Below are 18,593 nucleotides of genomic sequence, written 5' to 3' on the forward strand. Positions count from 1 at the left end.
ACCCGGGTGCTGGCCTCGTTACGCGGCGCCCGTGATGACGCGCTGGCGCGTGAACGTGCGGAGGCCGACGCCGCACGCTACCGGGTAGCCGAGGCCGAGAGCCGGCTTGAGGCGCTACGACGGGAGCACCGCGCAGCACAGGCACGGCTGGGCCAGCTCGCCGCAGCGCCGAGCAACTATGCCGCGGTACTCGATGACAAGGAGCGACACCTGGACGAGTCCGGCGATCCGCGCCGGGCGCGGCTGCTGGAGTTGGCCGACGAGCGGGGACGGCTCACCGCTGAGATGCACGAGGTGACCGAGGCCAAGCAGGCCGCACGCACCGCGTGGCATGCCCTGGCTGAGGTACGGGACAGGCTCGACAGCGCGTCCGGCTGGTCGACCTACGACACGTTCTTCGGCGGCGGCGCGATCAGCAGCGCGATCAAACACTCCCGATTGGACGAGGCGGCAGAGGCCGCAGCCCGCGCCGACCGTTGCCTCGCCGTGCTGCGAACGGAACTCGCCGAGGTCCCTGGGATGGCGCTGACCGCCCCGCAGTTGGCAGTCGGCGGCCTGACCCGGTTCGTCGACGTCTGGTTCGACAACATCTTCACCGACCTCGCGGTACGAGACCGGATCAAGCAAGCCCAGCAGAACGTCGCCCAGGCCCTGCAACTGGTGCGCGAAGTGCAAGCCCGGCTGGAGCAACGGGCAGCCCACGTGCACGCTAGGCTCGCCGCGATCGACACCGATCGCCGCGATCTCCTCACCCGATAGCAAAGGCTCGGCGCACCCAGCGGATGAGCGTGCAGGTATCAGCATCGCCTCGTAGCGCTGATTGGCGCACTCGTCAGACCTCAGCGGCGGGTGGGATGCTCCACCTCAGTACGGCCCTGCCCGCGACGTCCTTCAGAGTCAGCGAGTGCACCTGTCCAAACGACCTGCCTGCTTTGAATCGCTGAAGTTCGCTCGGTGCCCAGCCGACACGCAGGATCGGGCAGCCGGCTACCTCGATCACTCCGGCGCCGAGCGGATCCTGCCAGCCGGCTCGCCATCCGAACGGCCATCTCCTTGACCGAGATCCCGCGCAGATCCATCAGCGTGGCGAGCACTGAACCGAAAGGGTGCGGCTCGGGCACGCCCGTCGGGGCGGATCCCGGCCCGATGACGATGTCGCCGATCTTCGCCTGGAATCGGATCAGCTGGTCATCGCTGAACCGGACCCGCGCGACGCGGTCGCCGACGCCGAACAGGACGGCGAGGCGGCGTCCGCTCCGTCTCCCGGTGGTTCCGCTGAGGCCGGTCTTGGGTCAAGACGCCCGGGATCGTCAGCGAGCCCGTGCCGGGGCTGTGGCCAGGGCTCGCCGGCCCGCCGGTTCTGGCGCGGTGAGTATCCGGGTGACGGGCGCCGACGCGGCGAACGGCCCGGGCACAACCTCACCTCGGAGGATCCCGCAGAGGTCGGCGCCCAGGTCCAGGTCAGACCCGTCGGGGTTGGTGTAGCCCATCTCGGCTTGGTAGCTGGTCCCGAGGCGCTCCGTGGTCACCGGGGCGACCATGTGGGTGCCGCCCGGGTAAGTCACCTCGACGCGAAGGGTGCCGGCTGCGGTGTCGAGCACCTCGACTCGCACGGGTGATGCACCTGTGATGATGGCCGTGGGTTCCGCGCGGAACGGCTCGGCGCCCTCCGCGTAGAGGTTGCCCTCGATCCAGACCGGGAGGCGCGGCCCGGCCAGCGCGCAGCCGTGCTCGTTCGGGTACTCCTGCGCCGCCGGGTAGGCGTCGTACTGCGAGGTGCCCACCGGGGTGGGCACGAAGGTGGCCTGCCCGGGCACGCCGTCCATGTCGATCGCGCCGGACCAGAAGCTCGCGAGCGTCGGCTCCGACTGCGGTTCGGTGTGCTCGGCGCGCGCGCGGTCGGCGACGAAGACGTTGTTGTAGAACCGGTTGTCTCCACCGAGGATGTTCGACACTCCGTAGACGGCCGTGGAGTGCGGGAAGTGGTACGGGGTGTACCGCTGGTGCTCGGTGCAGTTCGCGATGCGACCGGCGATGTAGTTGTGCACGTAGGCGCCGCCGGTGGACATGTCCTTGACCGCCCACGGGGACAGGAAGAGGTTCGAGTCCACGAGGTACGGGCCGTGGCAGACCTCGACCATGAAGTCTTCGGCGGTGGAGGCGTAGAAGACGTTGCGCCGCACCAAGGTGCCCTGGGCCTGCCAGTCGAGCCACAGGGCTCGGTGCGTGTGATGGATGGTGTTTCCGCTGATCACGGTATCGATCGCGGCATGCAGCTTGATGCCGGCCACCTCGGCGCCGTGCCACTGTCGCTTCACGTGGATGCGGGAGATGTGGTTGTCGCTGATGGTCGAGAACGCCGCCCCCAGGTGCCCGACGATGCCGGCCTGCTCGCAGTCCCGGATCGTGTTGCGGCGCACCGTGTGGGAGCCGACGTGGTCCCGGTCCCACGGGTGCGGCTCGCCCGCGGCGGGCCCGCGCAGGGCGAGCGCCCGCTGGATCACCTCACGCTCGCGTTGTGTGCCGCCCTTGGCGCCCTTCGGCCCTGCGGCCGCCTCGTTCTGCCCGGTGCTGGCCTCTTTGCCCAGCGAGACGCCGACGTTCTTCGAGTCGGTGATGATGTTGTCCTCGATCACCCAGCCCTTCGACCAGTGTGGGCCGATCAGGCCCTCTTGCAGCGCCGTGGGCGGGGCCCACTGCGTGGCGGCCTTCGTGAGGGTGAACCCGCGCACCGTGATGTGGTCGATGCCCGTGGCGGCGGGCCAGAAGACGAACGTGCGCGCGTTGATCTCGATCTTGTGCTCCGCCGGGTCGGCGCCCCCGAAGTTCGCCCAGATCGTGGTGACGTCGTCGCCCACCTCGCAGTACCAGGTCAGCAGCGAGCCCGCCTGGTCGAACGAGTCCACGGTGACCTCGGGGTGCTCGACGCCGGCCATGGTCAGCGACTCGTACAGCGACTTGCCGTCGAGATACACCTCGCCCGTGTGCCAGGTGTTGACCTGGTCGAAGAACCAGTCCCCACCGATGCGCTCGAGGTACGGGTTGCGCGACCCGAACAGGGAGTTCGGCACCGTCGCCACCCAGACCCGGCCCGCCGAGCCCGCGTGCGGATGCCAGTCGGCGATCACCTCAGCACCCGAGATCGTCACCGTCTCGAACAGGCCGTCCGCGCCCAGCGCAGCCTGGTAGGTGATCGGCGCAGCAGCCGTACCGCCGCGCGGCGGGTTCACCCACTCGCGGTACACGCCTTCGTGCACGACGACGGTGTCCCCCGGCTGAGCCAGCGCCGCGGCGGCACCGATCGTGAGCAGGGGGGCCTCCGCGGTTCCGGCGGCGGTGTCGGAACCAGACTTCGCGACGTGCAGCTCCACGCCGGGAACCTCGGCCTCAGGGACAGGGAAAGTAAGAGCGCTGCTGGCCATTGATGATCTCAATTTCTAGAGTTTCTATCGATACCTGGATGTCTGCGTCTGAGTGCGACTACCTTGCGAGACGACGCGAGTTCAATGACGCCAACGGCTTTCTGGGATCCGTGAGAGACGTACGGCTCACTCTGAAGTGCTCGCAGAGCGCCTGACGATCAGAAACTGCCGTCGCCACCCCACCTGGTGCACCACTCGTTCTGCATTTGGAGCCCACCTGAGGGCCGCGGCACCCGACTGGGAAGTTGCGCGGCCAACCGTACGGCGGCCGGCGCGGACCGGGATTCCCGGCATATCTCACTCGATCTGCGTGAGCACCAGTGCCGCGGCAGAGAACGGCTCATCCAGCTCCACGGCTACTAGTTGCTCGGTCAGCTTGACCACGATCTCGCGGTGGGAGTAGAGGTCGCTGACCTCGTACCTCCCCGGTGGCAGAGGAACCTCGATCGGAGTTCGCTCAGCGGCTCCGAACCGGTGGGCTGCGACCAGGATCTGGGCGCCGTCGTTGGACAATCGCCGGACTGCCTGCCACCCTTCGGGGTGCCGATAGCTCCTCACCTTCGGTCCGAACCGGTGACTGACACCGTTCTTGATCACCGGGGCCGCCGACCTGTAGAAGGAGATTGCCCGGGAGACCACGGCCCACTGCTCGTCACTCAGTTCGTGGACCTCGCCCGACAGGCACATCCGGCCGAGCATGGTCGCGGTGAGCGAGTACGCAAGCCGCTGTGGGGAGTCCTGCGTGCGCAGCACTGCCCAGATCTGGCTCTGCCGCGGGAGCAGTGCGCGTTGCACGTTGGCGGCGATGATGGGGATCTCCGCGCACTCGTGGGCGTCCGAGAAGGACGACATGCTTGTGAGGGCCAGCATCGAGGGCTCCAGCCGGTGGCCGCCGGATGCGCAGTTCTCAATCACGAGCTCCGGCATCTCCTCGCGGATCGTCCGGAAGAAGCCCTGGACTGCGGCCATCTGCTGTCGCAACCCCTCACCGAGGGATTCTGCTCCGTCGCACCCGATTCCGATGCTGTTGTTGTAGTCGACTTTGAGATAGCCGAAGCCGTTGGCCTTGAGGAAGTCGATCATCCGCTCTTTGAGGTACCCGATCACGAACGGGTCGCGGAAGTCCCAGAAGCGCCGGTCGCCTACGGTGACGGGGACGCCGTCGCGCTTGAGCAGGTGGTCGGTCAGCGTGAATGACGTGGCCCGGGAGCCGACCGTCTCGAACTCGAACCAGATGCCGGGGATCATCCCGGCGGACCGCACGTGATCGAGCGCCTCGGTCAGCCCGTCGGGGAACGTCCGGCGGTCCAGTTCCCAGTCGCCGTGACCGTTGAACCATTCGCTGCCCTCGGCCTTGTACCAGCCGCTGTCGATGACGAGATATCGGATCCCTTTGCCCGCAAGCCGGTCGACGATCGCCCCAAGGTTCTGCGGCGACGGCGAACCCCAGGTGGTGCAGTATTCGTTGAAGATGACGGGGAGAGCCTCTTCGACCGCGGGCACATCCAGGAAGAGCTGGTGGCGAGCCGTCAACCGGTGGGCGGCGTCGTCCACTCCACCCTGCGTGACGGTCAGGTACGCGACGGGGGTACGGAACTCCTCCCCGGGAGCCACGCTCTTCGTCCAGTGGCCCAGCTCACGATCCGCCAGCCCGCCCGACAGGTTGAGGGCGGCGTCCGTGCGGCCCAGCTCGATCTGCCACGAGGCCGGGTGGGCAATCTGCACGCCCCAGCAGACGCCAGCGCGGCTGTCCTCGACGAACGCCGTCGGGAAGAACCCCTGCACCGGCCAAGATCCGACCTGACCGAAGCGCAGACACCGACCCCAGCTGGCCCAGGCCGGCTCCAGGCCCAGGTCCTCGACGTGGTCAGACACCAGACGCCCCTCGCCCGACCAGGCGCTGCGCAGCCTGTGCAGGATCAGATCGCCGGGGGCGTCGCCCCCGGCGAAGGGCGTCAGACCAGTGAGCGAGAACGACGAGAGCAACTCCAGCGTCACCGTGTCCGGCCCCTCGTTGCGAAGGACAGCAAATGAGTCCAGCGCGGCCTCGCCCGACTGCCACCGCAGATGGTGTTCGACGAGGCACCCTTGGTGCGTGCGCAGGAGGGTCACGACCGTGACACCGGCGTCGGTCGTGACCTCGCGCTGCGACACGAGGGTGAGCGTGGCGACAGTGCCGCCGTTGCGCAACGAACGACCGGCCGAACCGCCCGGGTACGTGTCACCGACGGTCTTGATCTGGACGAGCGAGTCGATGGCAGACGACTTCTCGGCGATCTGGCCTGCCATTGCGGCCGGGAAGAGCATCATTCCCACCGGCCCGTCCGGACCAGACTGCATGTAGCGGGCGATCGTGTCGCCGAGGACGTAGTCCTTCAGGACCTCCACAGCCACTCCTTCCAACGACCGTGTCAATGCCGCCATCGCCGAGCCGACCTTGCGGCGTACGAAGGCCAACGACGGTCTGCCGCACGGCTGTCCGCGCCTACAGTCACCCCTTGACGGAGCCGAGCATCACGCCCGACACGAAGTGCCGCTGCACGAACGGGTAGATGAACAGAATCGGGATGATCGCCAGGATCATCGACACGGCCTGGATGTTGGGGGAGATGGCGGCAGAGGTCGTGCCGGCGGCAGCGGCGCTTTCGGTGGCGGTGGTCGACGCGCCCGCGATGAGGTTGCGCAGGAAGAGCGACAGCGGGAAGAGGTCGCTCTTGTCGAGGTAGAGGAAGGCAGTGAACCAGTCATTCCAGTAGGCGACCGCGTAGAACAGGATCATCGTCGCCAAGATGGCCTTCGACAGCGGCAGCACGATCCGGATGAAGGTGCCGAACGTACCGAGCCCGTCGATCTGGGCGGCTTCCTCAAGCTCCTGAGGGAGATTCTCGAAGAACGACTTCATGACCAGAAGGTTGAAGACGGAGAGCGCTGGGGGCAGCACGACCGCCCAGAGCGTGTTCTTCATCCCGAGCGAGGAGATCAGGACGTAGTTCGGGATGATGCCGCCGTTGAAGAACATGGTGAACACGGCGAGGCCGATGAGGGCGTTTCGTCCGCGCAGATGCCGCTTGGAGATGACGTAGGCGAAGGTGGTGGTGAGCACCATCGCGATAGTGGTCCCCACGACGGTGTAGAGCACGGTGTTGCCGTAACTGGTCCAGAAGCGACCGTCCTGCAACACCGCCTCGTATGTGCGGACATTGAAGCCGACGGGGACTGCGTTGACCAGGCCTGCCTTGATGGCACCGGCGCTGGAGAACGACTGCGCGAGCAGCGTGATGAACGGATAGAGCGTCACCGCGCAGATCACCACCAGAGCCGCCATGTTCAGGACGGTGAACACCTTGTACCCACGCGAGTCGTGCGGGCCTGCCGGCTTCCCGGCATCCGCCGGCTTTGTCGTCGGCAGGGTGTCCGTCATTATCACCACAGGCTTGCTCCCAGCACTCGGCGCGAGATGAAGTTCGCGGACAGCACCATGACCAGGCCGATGCAGGCCTGGAAGAGGCCGATCGCCGCCGCATAGCTGAGGTTGTTGGACAGCAGGCCGACCCGGTACAGGTAGGTCGAGATGACGTCGCCCGTGGCGTAGGTCAGCGGCGTGTACAGCAGCAGGACCTTCTCGAAGCCGACGTTGAGGAACATCCCGATGTTGAGGATCAGCAGCGTGATCATGGTGGGGCGGATGCCGGGGAGGGTGACGTGCCACGTTTGCCGCCACAGGCCGGCGCCGTCGATGCGCGCAGCCTCGTACAGCGAGGAGTCCACGGTGGTGAGGGCGGCGAGATAGAGGATCGTGCCCCAGCCCACCGTCTGCCAGACCTCGGACCCGACATAGATGGTGCGGAACCACTCGGCGCGGGCCAGGAACGAGATCGGGTCGCCGCCCAGCGCCTCGATGATCTGGTTGACGGTGCCCTGCAGCGACAACAACTGCATGAGTATGCCCGCCACGATCACGACCGACAGGAAGTGCGGTAGGTACGTGATCGACTGGACGACCTTTTTGAACTGTCTGACCCGCACCTCGTTGAGCATGAGCGCCAGCACGATCGGCAGCGGGAACGTGAAAAGCAGTGTCAGGCCGCCGAGAATGGCTGTGTTCGAGAAGACGTGCCAGAACGACGGGTCGTTGATGAACAACTTCACATAGCGCAGCCCGACCCAGTACTCGCCGAACATGCTCCCGCCGGGACGGAAGCGCCGGAACGCGATGACGTTGCCTAGCATCGGCGCGTACCGGAACACCAGCAGGAACACGACCGGCAGTACGGCCATCAGGTAGAGCACGCCGTCGCGTCGCAGTGCCACGCTCCATGGCACCTTCTTTGCGGGCGCGCCCCGACGGCGCCGCAAGCGTGAGCTGATGGATCGGGCCGGTGCCGTCCAAGCTCGTGGAGGGCTCGCCGCCTTACCGGCTACCAGAACGTCGTCGGCGCGCTCGTCTGTGATTTCCATGTCCAACCCCTCAAGCGGAGGGTCCGGCGGGGCGCCGGGTGGCGCCCCGCCGGACCGACGAGGTCGAGGCCTCAGCCGTTCTTCTTCTTGAACCGCTCGTAGGCGCCGTTGATCAGATCCAGGTAGCCCTGGAGGTTCTTGCCCTTGAGCTCGTTGACGTAGGCGTCCCACTGGCTCATGGGACGCTCGCCGAGGATGAACTTCAGCGTGTTGGTGTCTACGGTGTCCTTGAGGGGCGTCGCGAGCAGCGCGGCCTGCTCGAGCTCGTCAGCGTTGAGCGGAGCGGGCGGGAAGGGGGCACGCGGCTTGCGCGTCGACAGGACGGAGTTGATGTACTCGACGTATGCGGGCGGGTTGTAGCTCACCTTGAGCGCGCGGGACTCGGTCGAGTCGGACAGGACGTTGTTGGAGTAGCCGAGGTCCGTCCCGATGTCCGTCTTGCCGTTGGGGTTGATGTTGAAGGACTTCAGCGAGTATTCGGGCTTGAGCGTGTACTTGTCACCCGACTTCGTGTAAGTCTGGCCCTCCACGCCCCAGCGCAGCAGGTCACGGGACTCGGCGCTGTAGTACAGCCAGTCCAGGAACTGCAGCATCGAGAGGAAGTGCGGGTCGTTCTTGGCCTTGGCCGTGAGCATGAAGCCGTTCCAGAAGTTGCGCGGCTCGACGATCTGGCCAGCAGGGCCGCCCGGCGGTGCGATCTCGACGACCTGGTACTTGCCCTTCTGCCCGGCCGCATCGAGCGCGGTGGAGAAGTCGTTGACCGTGCCGTTGGAGCCGGACGCGGCGAAGACCTTGCCCTGGGCGAACTTCTCGGTCACGGTGCCTTCACCCTCGTTCTTCTTCGTGAACGACTCGGTGTCGAGCAGACCGTCAGCGGCCAGGCTGTGGAAGTATTCGACCATGGCCTTGTAGCCGGGCGAGGTGGCGGCGTAGATGAACTTGCCGCTCGCCTCGTCGAACTGGGTGCCGTTGCCGAAGCCCCAACCGGCGACGGTGCCGAACGCGTGGGCCGCGTAGTTGAGCATCGACGCACCCTCGAAGCCGTCTGCGAGTGGCTTGGAGTCGGGGTACTTCGCCTTGATCTTCACCAGGGCGTTGCGCAGCTCGTCCCAGGTCTGCGGCACGCCCGCGCCGACCTGCTCGAAGATGTCCTTGCGGATGACGAGCGTGAAGGTCGGGACTGAGACCTCCTGCAGGCCGGGGACCATGTAGTACTTCCCGTCGTCCTGGCGGAGGTTGTTGATCATCTGCTGCAGGTCCCACTGCTGCACGTACTTCTGGAAGTTGGGCATGTACTTCACGTAGTCGCTCATCGGCAGGATGGAGTCGGCGGCCGCGAACTGCTGCTCGTCCCCGGTGTAGACCAGCGGGATGATCTGCGGTGCGTCGCCCGAGCTGATGAGCAGGCTCTGCTTTTGCTTCGCGTCGCTGAACGGGATGTTCGTCAGGTCCAGCGAGACGTTGGTGCGCGTCTTGATCTCGTTGAAGATCTGCCACGAGGGCTTGACCGGGTTCTCCGGCCAGTCGGTCCAGAGCATCGAGAACTTCACCGGCTCGGACGCCTTGAACGTCGTGTCTGCCGCGTAGTTCTTCATGGCTGCGGAGTCAGTGAGGGCCGAGTCGCCCTTGTCCGCGCTGTCCGGCGAGCAGGCAGCCAGGGCGATGAGCACCGCGGCCGCGACGGCCGCGGTGAGCGGCCGCCCGGTCCGGCGCAGGACGCCGGCTCTGAGGTCACGCTTCATGTCTCTCCTTCGAGAAAACTGTCCGGGCGATGTTGGCCGGAAGCTGTGCGGGCCTCAGGTCCGTCACCCCGTCGCGATTCCGTCGCGATTTTAGCGATAAAGTAGAGATGGGATCGCGTGCCGTCAAGACCTGCGCAGGCACCGAGACGTCGATGTCTCGGTCCACATCGCAACGAGCCTCATGCGCCGCACCTTCCAGAACGACGTCCCCGCCGACGGGTTCGCCGACTGCTACCTGCTCGGTAACGGTGCCCTGGGCGCCGCCGTTCACGGTCGCCCGAACACCGAGCGTCTCGACCTCAACCTCGACACGCTCTGGTCCGCGGGGCCGCCGCCCCCGGGGTTTGCTGCGACCCGGGAGACGTGGCGCCGCTGCGTGCGGCCGTGACCGCGGGCGATCATCGGCGAGCCGACGAACTCGCCCGGGCGCTGCAGTCGGACCGCTGGGTGCAGGCGTTCCAGCCCCTCGGATGGATCGAGTGGGAGCCTGATCGGGCCCAGAGCGGCAAGACCTCGGCGGCGTACCGGCGCAGCCTCGACATGTCCGCCGCAGTCGCGGTCACCGACGCCGGCACCGGTGTCCGGCTCGAGACCTTCGTGTCCGCTGTCGACGACGTGCTCGTCGCCCGCGCCGACGGCGCGCCGCTACTGTGCAGCCCGCATCCCGTGCGCACGACGTCGTCTACACAGTCGGAGGCCACGTGGGTGACCATGTCGGGACGTGCACCCGCGAACGTCCTGCCGCACCACGTGCCGGACGCCACGGCAGGCGTCTACGCCGACGACGCTGCCGACGAGGACGGCCTCGTCGACGCCGGCATGAGGTTCGCCCTCGTCGTGGCGTGGGTCCCGGACGAGCGGGGACGGTGACCGTGGTGGCGCCCTAGGTGCGGGATGGTGCCGACCCCGTCACGGGGTCACCGGCCCTCGTCAGCTCGGTGAACGTACTTGCCAGGAAACATTTTATCGATAATATGACGGCGCCCCCGCGGTGTGGCCGGGCGGCCAGCGTATCGCCAGAGGTCGTTGCCGAGCTGGCAGAACGTCGCAAAAGGGAGGATGCATGGTGAGGATGGCGGACGTCGCCCGCGAGGCGGGCGTCTCGGTCATGACCGTGTCGAACGTTCTCAACGAGCGCCTCCCGGTCGGCGAGCCGACCCGTGCCCGTGTCATGGCCGCCGTCGAGGCTCTGGGGTACGAGGTCAACCTGACCGCGCGACACCTACGCGCGGGACGGACCGACACCGTCGCCTTCATCGTGCCCAGCTTCCACGACTACTTCGGGGAGGTCGCCGACAAGATCGCGCCGCTGATCGAGGCCGAGGGCCGGCACCTCGTCCTCGAGCGGACGAGCGGCAGCCCGGAGCATGAGATGGCGGCGCTGAGCGTCGCGCGACTCCAGCTCTACGACGGCGTCCTGCTGTCCGTCGCCGGCCTCGACCGCGACCAGCTGGACCGCGTGCGCACCTCCAAGCCCATCGTGCTGCTCGGCGAGCGTGACGTGCCCGACCGGTTCAACCACGTGCGGCTGGCGAACGAAGAGGGCGCCCGCCTCGCGACGGCGCACATGATCGAGCACGGCTCGCGGCGCATCCTTGCGCTGGGCTGCACGTTCGACACCGCGCACATGATGACGTCGGACCGCCGCATTGGCTGGGAGCGCGCACTTCGCGATGCCGGCCTCGACGTCGACGCACGCTATGTCGTGCCCATCTCCACCTACACGCCGGCGGCCGCACGTGATGCCCTGCTCGACGTCATCGCGTCCGGTCTGCCCTTCGACGGCGTCTTCGCCGTCACCGACGTCATCGCGCTCGGCGCCGTCGCGGCCCTGGCAGAGAGCGGGCTTCGTGTGCCCGTCGACGTCCAGCTCGCCGGGTTCGACAACCTCGACATGGCGAGCTTCGTCCCGCCCGGCCTCACCTCCGTCGATGCGAACCATGAAGGTGTCGCCGAGACCGCGGTGGGTCTGCTGCACCGGCAAATGGCGGGCTGGTCCGGCCCGGCCGAGCACGTCGTCGCGCCCGTCCGTCTCGTGGTGCGTGGCTCCACCCGCGGTGGCGCGTAGGGCCGTGCACTCATGCGCGGAACGCCGCGCGCCCCGCCAGCCCGTTTCGGTCGAAGGAGACCATGTTGTGAGCGCCCCTGCGCGCACTTCCGCCGTGCGCGCCGTCCCCGCATCCCCGATCGCCGGGACGCGGCACCGGCCGCTGCCGATCCCGTCCGTGCGCCTTGTCGGTGGTCCGCTGGCAGCCTGGCAGCAGCGGAACGGCGAGGCCACCATCCCGCACTGCATCGAGCAGCTGGATGTCTCCGGTGTCCTCGACAACTTCCGCCGGCTCCTCGGGGAGTCGGACGCGGAGTTCCGCGGCCTCGTGTTCGCCGACTCCGATCTCTACAAGGTGATCGAGGCCGTCGCGTGGGAGATCGCCCGCACCCGCACGCGCGCGTTCGACTCATGGCTCGACGACGTCATCGCCCTGGTGGCGCGCGTGCAAGAGCCCTCCGGGTACGTGGACACCTGGATTCAGGGCGTCGCACCGGAGAAGAAGTTCGCGGCGCTCGAGTGGACGCACGAGATGTACGTCGCCGGGCACCTCATCCAGGCGGCCGTCGCACTGGTGCGCGCCGCCGGACGCACCGACCTGCTCGACGTCGCCCGCCGTCTCGCCGACCTGCTCGTCGAGCGGTTCGGTCCCGGGGGCGAGGACGGGATCTGCGGACACCCCGAGATCGAGACGGCGCTGGTGGAGCTGTACCGGCTGACGGGGGAGCGCACGTACCTTGACCTCGCATCCAGAATGATCGACCTGCGCGGCCACGGACTGCTGCCCGCCGGGTCGCTCGGAGCCCACTACTTCCAGGACCACCGCCCGGTGCGCGAGTCGACGGCCGCCGTCGGACACGCCGTCCGGCAGCTCTACCTGAACGCCGGCGTGACCGACGTGTTCGTCGAGACCGGCGACGACTCCCTGCTGCGGGCCATGGACGCCCAGTGGAACAGCGCGCACGACCGCAAGATGTACCTCTCGGGCGCGTTCGGGTCCCGCCACCGAGACGAGGCGTTCGGCGACGACTACGAGCTGCCGTCCGAGCGCGCCTACGCCGAGACGTGCGCCACCGTCGCCGACCTGCTGTGGACCTGGCGGATGCTCCTGGCCGACGGCGGCGCCGGCACCGCCCGGTACGCGGAGACCATCGAGCGAGAAGTTCACAACGCGCTCGCGGCCGCCGTGGACGCGACCGGCACCCGGTTCTTCTACGCCAACCCGCTGCAGCAGCGGCGCGACCACCACTCGGAGGAGAACGCGCCCCGCGAGCGGGCCCCCTGGTACGTGTGCGCCTGCTGCCCACCGAACATCGCCCGCACCGTCGCTCAGCTGAGCGCCTACGTCGCCACCGTCACCGACGGCGCGCTCTGGCTTCACCAGCTCGCGGACGCGGAGATCGACCTGCCCGCCGAACTCGGGACGGGCACGGTCCGGACGGTCACCGGCTACCCCGCCGACGGGCGGGTCGAGATCCGCGTCGAGGGCGACGTCGTCCCCGGCGCCGAGCTGTCCGTGCGCATCCCCGGATGGTCGCCGCGCTCCACCCTGGTGGGCCCCGACGGCCCTCGCGAGTGCGATGGCGACGGGTACGCCCGGGCGCCGCTGGAGCCGGGCGCCCGCTACGTGCTCGACCTCGACCTGACGCCGCGGCTGACCACCGCCCATCACCGCGTCGACGCGCTGCGCGGAGCGGTGGCCGTCGAACGGGGACCAGTTGTCTACTGCGTCGAGCAGGCGGACCTGGATGCACCGCTCGACGTCGACGACCTCGCAGTCCTGCCCCCCGCGCCGATCACCGTCGGCGAGCGCGACACGCTCGTCCTGAGGTGCCGCGTGATCAACGCCGCGGACGGCCTCTACGGCCCCGACACCGCCACCGAGTTCGGCGACGAGCACACGGTGACAGCGATCCCGTTCTCGACCTGGGGCAACCGCGCCCCCGGCCCGATGCGCGTCTGGCTTCCGCGAGCTCCTCGCTGAGGCCTGCAATGACGGAACACGCAACTGATGGGAAGACAATGACGACGACCACGACCGCAGTGATCGACCTCGACCTGCCCGGCGCCACGATCAGCCGGCACGTGTACGGGCACTTCGCCGAGCACCTGGGGCGGTGCATCTACGGCGGGTTCTGGGTGGGTGAGGACTCGCCGGTCGCGAACGTGCGGGGCATCCGCTCGGACGTGGTCGAGGCGTTGCGGGCGATCTCGATTCCGAACCTGCGCTGGCCGGGCGGCTGCTTCGCCGACGACTACCACTGGCGTGACGGCATCGGCCCGCGCGAGAGCCGCCCGCGGATGGTCAACTCGCACTGGGGCGACGTGGTGGAGGACAACGCGTTCGGCACGCACGAGTTCATGGACCTGTGCGAGCTGCTCGGTGCGGACCCGTACGTGTCGGGGAACGTGGGGTCCGGGTCGGTGGCGGAGATGTCGGACTGGGTGGAGTACCTGACCCGGGCGGACGACTCACCGATGGCGGCGCTGCGGCGGGCGAACGGGCGCGAGCAGCCGTGGCGGGTGCCGTTCTGGGGCCTGGGCAACGAGGCGTGGGGCTGCGGCGGCAACCTGCGCGCCGAGCAGTTCGCCTCGCTGGCCCGGCAGTACGCGACCTACACCCGCAACCACGGCGGCAACCTGCTGTACCGGATCGCGGCGGGCGCGAACGAGGCCGACCTGCACTGGACCGAGACGCTCCTGCGCTCGTTCGACGACCTGGCGGCGGACCCGGCCGCGCCGGCGGGCCCGTTCCAGGCCGTGTCGCTGCACTACTACACGATGGCCGGGTCGTGGTCGGACAAGGGCGACGCCACCGGGTTCAGCACCGACCAGTGGTACGTGACCATGGCCCGCGCCCGGCGCATGGAGGAGCTGCTCACCCGGCACTCCACGGTCATGGACCGCTACGACCCGCACCGCAAGGTCGGCCTGGTCGTGGACGAGTGGGGCACGTGGTGGAACGTGGAGAAGGGCACCAACCCCGGCTTCCTGTACCAGCAGAACACGCTGCGCGACGCCCTGGTCGCCTCCGTGCACCTCGACGCGTTCCACCGTCACGCCGAGCGCGTGGTCATGGCGAACATCGCCCAGACCGTCAACGTGCTACAGGCCATGATCCTCACCGACCCCGACACCGGGGCGCTCGTGCTCACGCCGACGTACCACGTCTTCGCCATGAACACCGGCCACCACGACGCCGCCGCCCTCGCGGTGCACCTGCGCGACGTCGAGACTCGCGCTGTCGACGCGACCGAGCTGCCGCTGGTCTCGGCGTCCGCGTCGGTCAAGGGCGACACCGCCCTGGTCTCGCTGTCCAACCTCGACGCCGAGACGGACCGCATCCTCGTCCTGGACCTGCGCGGCCGCGACGTCGTCGGGCACACCGCGCGGGTGCTGACCGCCACCGCGCTCGACGCGCACAACACCCCCGAGCAGCTCGACGCCGTCGCCCCCACCGACCACGCCGGCGTGCGCCCCCACCCCCGGGGGCTCGAGGTCGACCTGCCCGCCCACTCCTACGTCACCGTGGCGCTCGAGCTGCGTTGATGGACCGACCGAACCTGAACATCCGCGACGGCGGGGCGGGGGCAGACTTCACCAACCCTGTCATCTTCGCGGACGTGCCCGACCCGGACGTCGTCTTCGACGGCCGGTACTACTACATGGTCAGCACGACGATGTACTTCGCGCCGAGCGTCCCGATCATGCGCTCGCACGACCTGGTGCACTGGTCGATCGCCGGGTATACAGCGGCGATCCTCGACGACACGGACGCGCTGGCGCTGCGCAACGGCCAAGACGCGTACGGCCAGGGCAGCTGGGCAGCGAGCATCAGGTTCCATGACGGGACCTACTACGTGTCGGTCGGCAGCCTCACCACGCAGCAGACGTACATCTACTCGACTCCCAACATCGAGCGCGGGCCGTGGACCAGGTCGGTGCTCGACGGGTACGCCCACGATCAGTCGCTGCTGTTCGACGGCGACGACGTCTGGCTTGTCTACGGTGGCGGGTCGATCGACCTGCGCAGGCTGCGGCGACACGAGGACGGGACCCTGGCGTGGGACGGCCCGGCGACGCGGCTCGTCGAGGACGCCAACGTCGACCAGACCAGCGGTCTGAGTGCCGAGGGCGCTCACGCGTACAAGATCGGGGACTACTACTACGTCTTCATGATCGAGTGGCCGTCGGGTGGCATCCGCCAGGAGGTGCTGTGGCGGTCGACGTCACTGACGCCGCAGTCGGCGGGCGGCGTGTGGGAGGGCCGGGTCGTGCTCAGCCAGGGCGTGACGGTCGGGGGCCGACCCGGAACCGGCGTGGCCCAGGGTGGAGTCGTCCAGACGTCCGACGGGCAGTGGTACGCCATGCTGTTCCAGGACGAGGGTCCGCTGGGTCGTTCGCCTCAGCTCGTTGGCGTGACCTGGGATGACGACGGGTGGCCGGTGTTCGCTCTCAATCCGGAAGCGCCCGCGGCGGCCGCACGGACGGCCGGTGACGGCGCCGCCGTCGTCGCCTCGGACGACTTCGACAACCTCCTTGAGCGTGCGGGCCACTGGAACACGGCCAACGCGGACCTCCTGGCAGAGTCCGCCGAGAACGCATGGAACGGGTCGGGCCTGGGGCTCCAGTGGCAGTGGAACCACAACCCGGACAACCGGTTCTGGTCGCTCACCGAGCGGCCCGGACACCTGCGGCTGACCACGGGCAGCGTCGCATCGAGTATCCTCGATGCGCGCAACATGCTCACCCAACGCACGCTCGGACCCACGAGCTCCGGCGCCATCTCGCTGGACGTCTCGCACATGAAGGACGGGGACGTCGCAGGCATCTCCGCCTACCAGCGCAAGTACGGATACATCGCCGTGACGATGGAGGCGGGGACCAAGAGCCTGGTGATGCGCCGGGCAGGCGGCGACGGCGTCATCGCCTTCACCAGCGCACCGGTGCCGCTGCGGGCGGACGTCGTCTACCTGCGCGCGGACGTCGACTTCCGGGATGCCGTCGATACGGCGTCGTTCGCGTACTCGTACGACGACAGCAACTGGACGTGGCTGGGCGACACCATGCAGATGCAGTACGACCTCGCGCACTTCACCGGGTACCGGTTCGCCCTCTTCAACTACGCCACTGCCGAGCCCGGGGGATACGTCGACGTGGACTGGTTCCGGGTCAGCGACACCACCGGGCTCGCAAACCCTACTCACCGACAGAGCGAAGGAGCTGTCCATGACTGAGCAGGCGACGTCAGCCCTGCTGATCGACGGGCAGGCACCCGCCGAGGTGCCGCTGCATCACGTGTGGAACGAGTGCGTCGGTGCTGGCCGCGCGAACGAGGCGTTGCGGGCGGACTGGCAGGCGCACTTCCGCGAGGCCGTCCAGGTGCTGGGCGCCCGGCACGTGCGCTTCCACGGCCTGTTCCATGACGACATGTTCGTCTACCGGACGGACAACGGCGGCGGCTTCGGCCCGAACCAGCCGCTGCCCGAGCCGGTCTACACGTTCGCGTATGTCGACAAGGTGTTCGACGCGATCCTCGACGCGGGCGCCCGCCCGTTCGTGGAGCTCGGGTTCATGCCGCGACAGCTTGCCACCCAGACCGAGACGCTGTTCTGGTGGAAGGCGCACTGCAGCCCGCCGAAGGAGATGGGCCGCTGGGTCGCGCTGGTCGACGCCACTGTGCGGCACTGGATCGAGCGGTACGGCATAGACGAGGTGCGGCAGTGGCCGTTCGAGGTGTGGAACGAGCCGAACCTCGTGCCGAACTTCTGGACCGGGACGCGCACCGAGTACTTCGAGCTGTACGAGGCCACGGCGCGTGCGATCAAAGCCATCGACCCCCGGCTGCGGGTCGGCGGCCCGGCGACGAGCGTGTTCGTCCCCGACGCCCGCTACTCCGGAGAGACCCACGACCCGTCGCTCGAGGTCGAGACCGCGGTGGCCACCGACCCCGACGAGCTCGACTGGCAGCCGGTGTGGATCCACGAGCTGATCGAGTACTGCGCGCAGCGCGGGCTGCCGGTCGACTTCCTCTCCACCCACCTGTACCCGACCGACTATGCGGCGGACTCCCTGGGCAACGTCAGCGCGATCACGCGCCAGAAGGACGCCACGTACGTCGACCTGCAGGTCCTGCGCACGATCATCGAGAACAGCCCGTACCCGGACGCCGAGGTGCACATCACCGAGTGGTCGACCTCGCCGTCGAGCCGCGACGCGATCCACGACACGCTCTTCGCCGCCGCGTACATCGTCCGGGCGTTCCTCAAGGGCGCGCCGCTGGCCGACTCGATCTCCTACTGGACCTTCACCGACGTGTTCGAGGAGGGCGGCGGCGGCATCGGCCCCTTCCACGGAGGCTTCGGGTTCGTCAACGAGAACGGCCTGCACAAGCCGACGTTCCACGCGATGGCCATGCTCCACCGCCTCGGTGACCGCCTCCTGGCCGAGCTGCCCGACGGCGCCATCACCCGCTCGTCCGCGACGGGTGACGTGGCGGCCATCTTCTACAACTACCCTGCCGAGATGGGCACGACCGGGCTCGCGTCCCGCAACGGCTACGCCGAGACGCGAGCCCTCGCCGAGATGGGCCCCGAGCGCCGCGTCCGGCACCGGGTCGAGGGGCTGCGCCCGGGCACCGAGCTCACCGTGGAGATCCTCGACTGGGAGCACGGGAACGTCGCCGAGGCCTGGTACCAGATGGGCGCCCCGCTCAACATCACGCGGGAACAGACCGCCGAGCTGCGCCGCGTCGCCGACGGCCTCCACCGCAGCACGCTGACCGTCAGCGATGACGGCGTCCTCGACATCGACCTCACGCTGCCCGCCTGGGCGGTCGCCTCGGTCGCGCCGACGCTCCCCGGCGGGCCGGCGACGGCGGGAACGCTGTCGCCGACGGACGCCTGCGCTGTCCGGTAGGCACCG

Annotated in this window: 13 protein-coding genes; 8 read left to right on the forward strand and 5 right to left on the reverse strand. The window is 68.4% G+C overall.

Going from position 1 to position 18,593, the window contains the following annotated elements; all coding sequences use genetic code 11:
- Window positions 1-759: hypothetical protein (locus AB0I11_RS24230; RefSeq protein ID WP_357324699.1), on the forward strand; the 759-nt coding region annotated here is incomplete at its 5' end.
- A gap of 551 nt (window positions 760-1,310) precedes the next feature.
- Here AB0I11_RS24230 and AB0I11_RS24235 read toward each other — a convergent pair.
- The 5 genes from AB0I11_RS24235 to AB0I11_RS24255 form a co-directional block, all read right to left on the reverse strand.
- On the reverse strand, window positions 1,311-3,371 hold the full coding sequence (locus AB0I11_RS24235; RefSeq protein ID WP_357324703.1) for a right-handed parallel beta-helix repeat-containing protein: 2,061 nt from the start codon (window positions 3,369-3,371) through the stop codon (window positions 1,311-1,313).
- A 348-nt stretch (window positions 3,372-3,719) separates the two neighbouring features.
- Entirely contained in the window at window positions 3,720-5,810 is a 2,091-nt protein-coding gene (locus AB0I11_RS24240; protein WP_357324707.1) for a glycoside hydrolase family 36 protein, read from the reverse strand.
- A 103-nt stretch (window positions 5,811-5,913) separates the two neighbouring features.
- Complete coding sequence (locus AB0I11_RS24245; protein ID WP_357324710.1) at window positions 5,914-6,843, reverse strand: carbohydrate ABC transporter permease; 930 nt, start codon at window positions 6,841-6,843, stop codon at window positions 5,914-5,916.
- A gap of 2 nt (window positions 6,844-6,845) precedes the next feature.
- Window positions 6,846-7,733 carry an ABC transporter permease subunit gene (locus AB0I11_RS24250; RefSeq protein WP_357324713.1) on the reverse strand — a complete coding sequence of 296 codons (888 nt, stop codon included), beginning with the start codon at window positions 7,731-7,733 and terminating at the stop codon, window positions 6,846-6,848.
- Between the two features lie 218 nt (window positions 7,734-7,951).
- Window positions 7,952-9,622: an extracellular solute-binding protein gene (locus AB0I11_RS24255; protein WP_357324716.1), complete on the reverse strand. Its 1,671-nt coding sequence runs from the start codon at window positions 9,620-9,622 to the stop codon at window positions 7,952-7,954.
- Between the two features lie 181 nt (window positions 9,623-9,803).
- Here AB0I11_RS24255 and AB0I11_RS24260 point away from each other — a divergent pair, with 181 nt between their 5' ends.
- The 7 genes from AB0I11_RS24260 to AB0I11_RS24290 all read left to right on the forward strand — a co-directional run bounded on the left by AB0I11_RS24260 (window position 9,804) and on the right by AB0I11_RS24290 (window position 18,587).
- Complete coding sequence (locus AB0I11_RS24260; RefSeq protein WP_357324719.1) at window positions 9,804-10,010, forward strand: glycoside hydrolase N-terminal domain-containing protein; 207 nt, start codon at window positions 9,804-9,806, stop codon at window positions 10,008-10,010.
- A complete protein-coding gene (locus tag AB0I11_RS24265) occupies window positions 10,007-10,492 on the forward strand; it encodes a glycoside hydrolase N-terminal domain-containing protein (RefSeq protein ID WP_357324722.1) in 486 nt (161 codons plus the stop codon). The genes AB0I11_RS24260 and AB0I11_RS24265 overlap by 4 nt, the downstream gene beginning before the upstream one ends.
- 202 nt (window positions 10,493-10,694) lie before the next feature.
- Window positions 10,695-11,690 (forward strand): LacI family DNA-binding transcriptional regulator, encoded by a 996-nt coding sequence (locus tag AB0I11_RS24270; RefSeq protein WP_357324725.1) that lies wholly within the window; start codon window positions 10,695-10,697, stop codon window positions 11,688-11,690.
- A gap of 67 nt (window positions 11,691-11,757) precedes the next feature.
- Complete coding sequence (locus AB0I11_RS24275) at window positions 11,758-13,653, forward strand: beta-L-arabinofuranosidase domain-containing protein (protein WP_357324728.1); 1,896 nt, start codon at window positions 11,758-11,760, stop codon at window positions 13,651-13,653.
- Window positions 13,654-13,691: 38 nt separating this feature from the next.
- On the forward strand, window positions 13,692-15,218 hold the full coding sequence (locus tag AB0I11_RS24280) for an alpha-L-arabinofuranosidase C-terminal domain-containing protein (protein ID WP_357324731.1): 1,527 nt from the start codon (window positions 13,692-13,694) through the stop codon (window positions 15,216-15,218).
- Entirely contained in the window at window positions 15,218-16,906 is a 1,689-nt protein-coding gene (locus tag AB0I11_RS24285) for a glycoside hydrolase 43 family protein (protein ID WP_357324734.1), read from the forward strand. Before AB0I11_RS24280 ends, AB0I11_RS24285 begins: the two co-directional genes overlap by 1 nt.
- Window positions 16,899-18,587 carry a hypothetical protein gene (locus AB0I11_RS24290; RefSeq protein ID WP_357324736.1) on the forward strand — a complete coding sequence of 563 codons (1,689 nt, stop codon included), beginning with the start codon at window positions 16,899-16,901 and terminating at the stop codon, window positions 18,585-18,587. Before AB0I11_RS24285 ends, AB0I11_RS24290 begins: the two co-directional genes overlap by 8 nt.
- Window positions 18,588-18,593: the final 6 nt, after the last annotated feature.

It is taken from the genome of Micromonospora sp. NPDC050495 (assembly GCF_040655175.1).
Lineage (GTDB): Bacteria > Actinomycetota > Actinomycetes > Mycobacteriales > Micromonosporaceae > Micromonospora.

Excerpts from the sequence above, each read along its gene's own strand:
- AB0I11_RS24245 (WP_357324710.1), bottom strand. The coding sequence starts at position 6,843 with ATGACGGACACCCTGCCGACGACAAAGCCGGCGGATGCCGGGAAGCCG.
- AB0I11_RS24255 (WP_357324716.1), bottom strand. The coding sequence starts at position 9,622 with ATGAAGCGTGACCTCAGAGCCGGCGTCCTGCGCCGGACCGGGCGGCCG.
- AB0I11_RS24260 (WP_357324719.1), top strand. The coding sequence starts at position 9,804 with ATGCGCCGCACCTTCCAGAACGACGTCCCCGCCGACGGGTTCGCCGAC.
- AB0I11_RS24270 (WP_357324725.1), top strand. The coding sequence starts at position 10,695 with ATGGCGGACGTCGCCCGCGAGGCGGGCGTCTCGGTCATGACCGTGTCG.
- AB0I11_RS24280 (WP_357324731.1), top strand. The coding sequence starts at position 13,692 with ATGACGACGACCACGACCGCAGTGATCGACCTCGACCTGCCCGGCGCC.
- AB0I11_RS24285 (WP_357324734.1), top strand. The coding sequence starts at position 15,218 with ATGGACCGACCGAACCTGAACATCCGCGACGGCGGGGCGGGGGCAGAC.
- AB0I11_RS24290 (WP_357324736.1), top strand. The coding sequence starts at position 16,899 with ATGACTGAGCAGGCGACGTCAGCCCTGCTGATCGACGGGCAGGCACCC.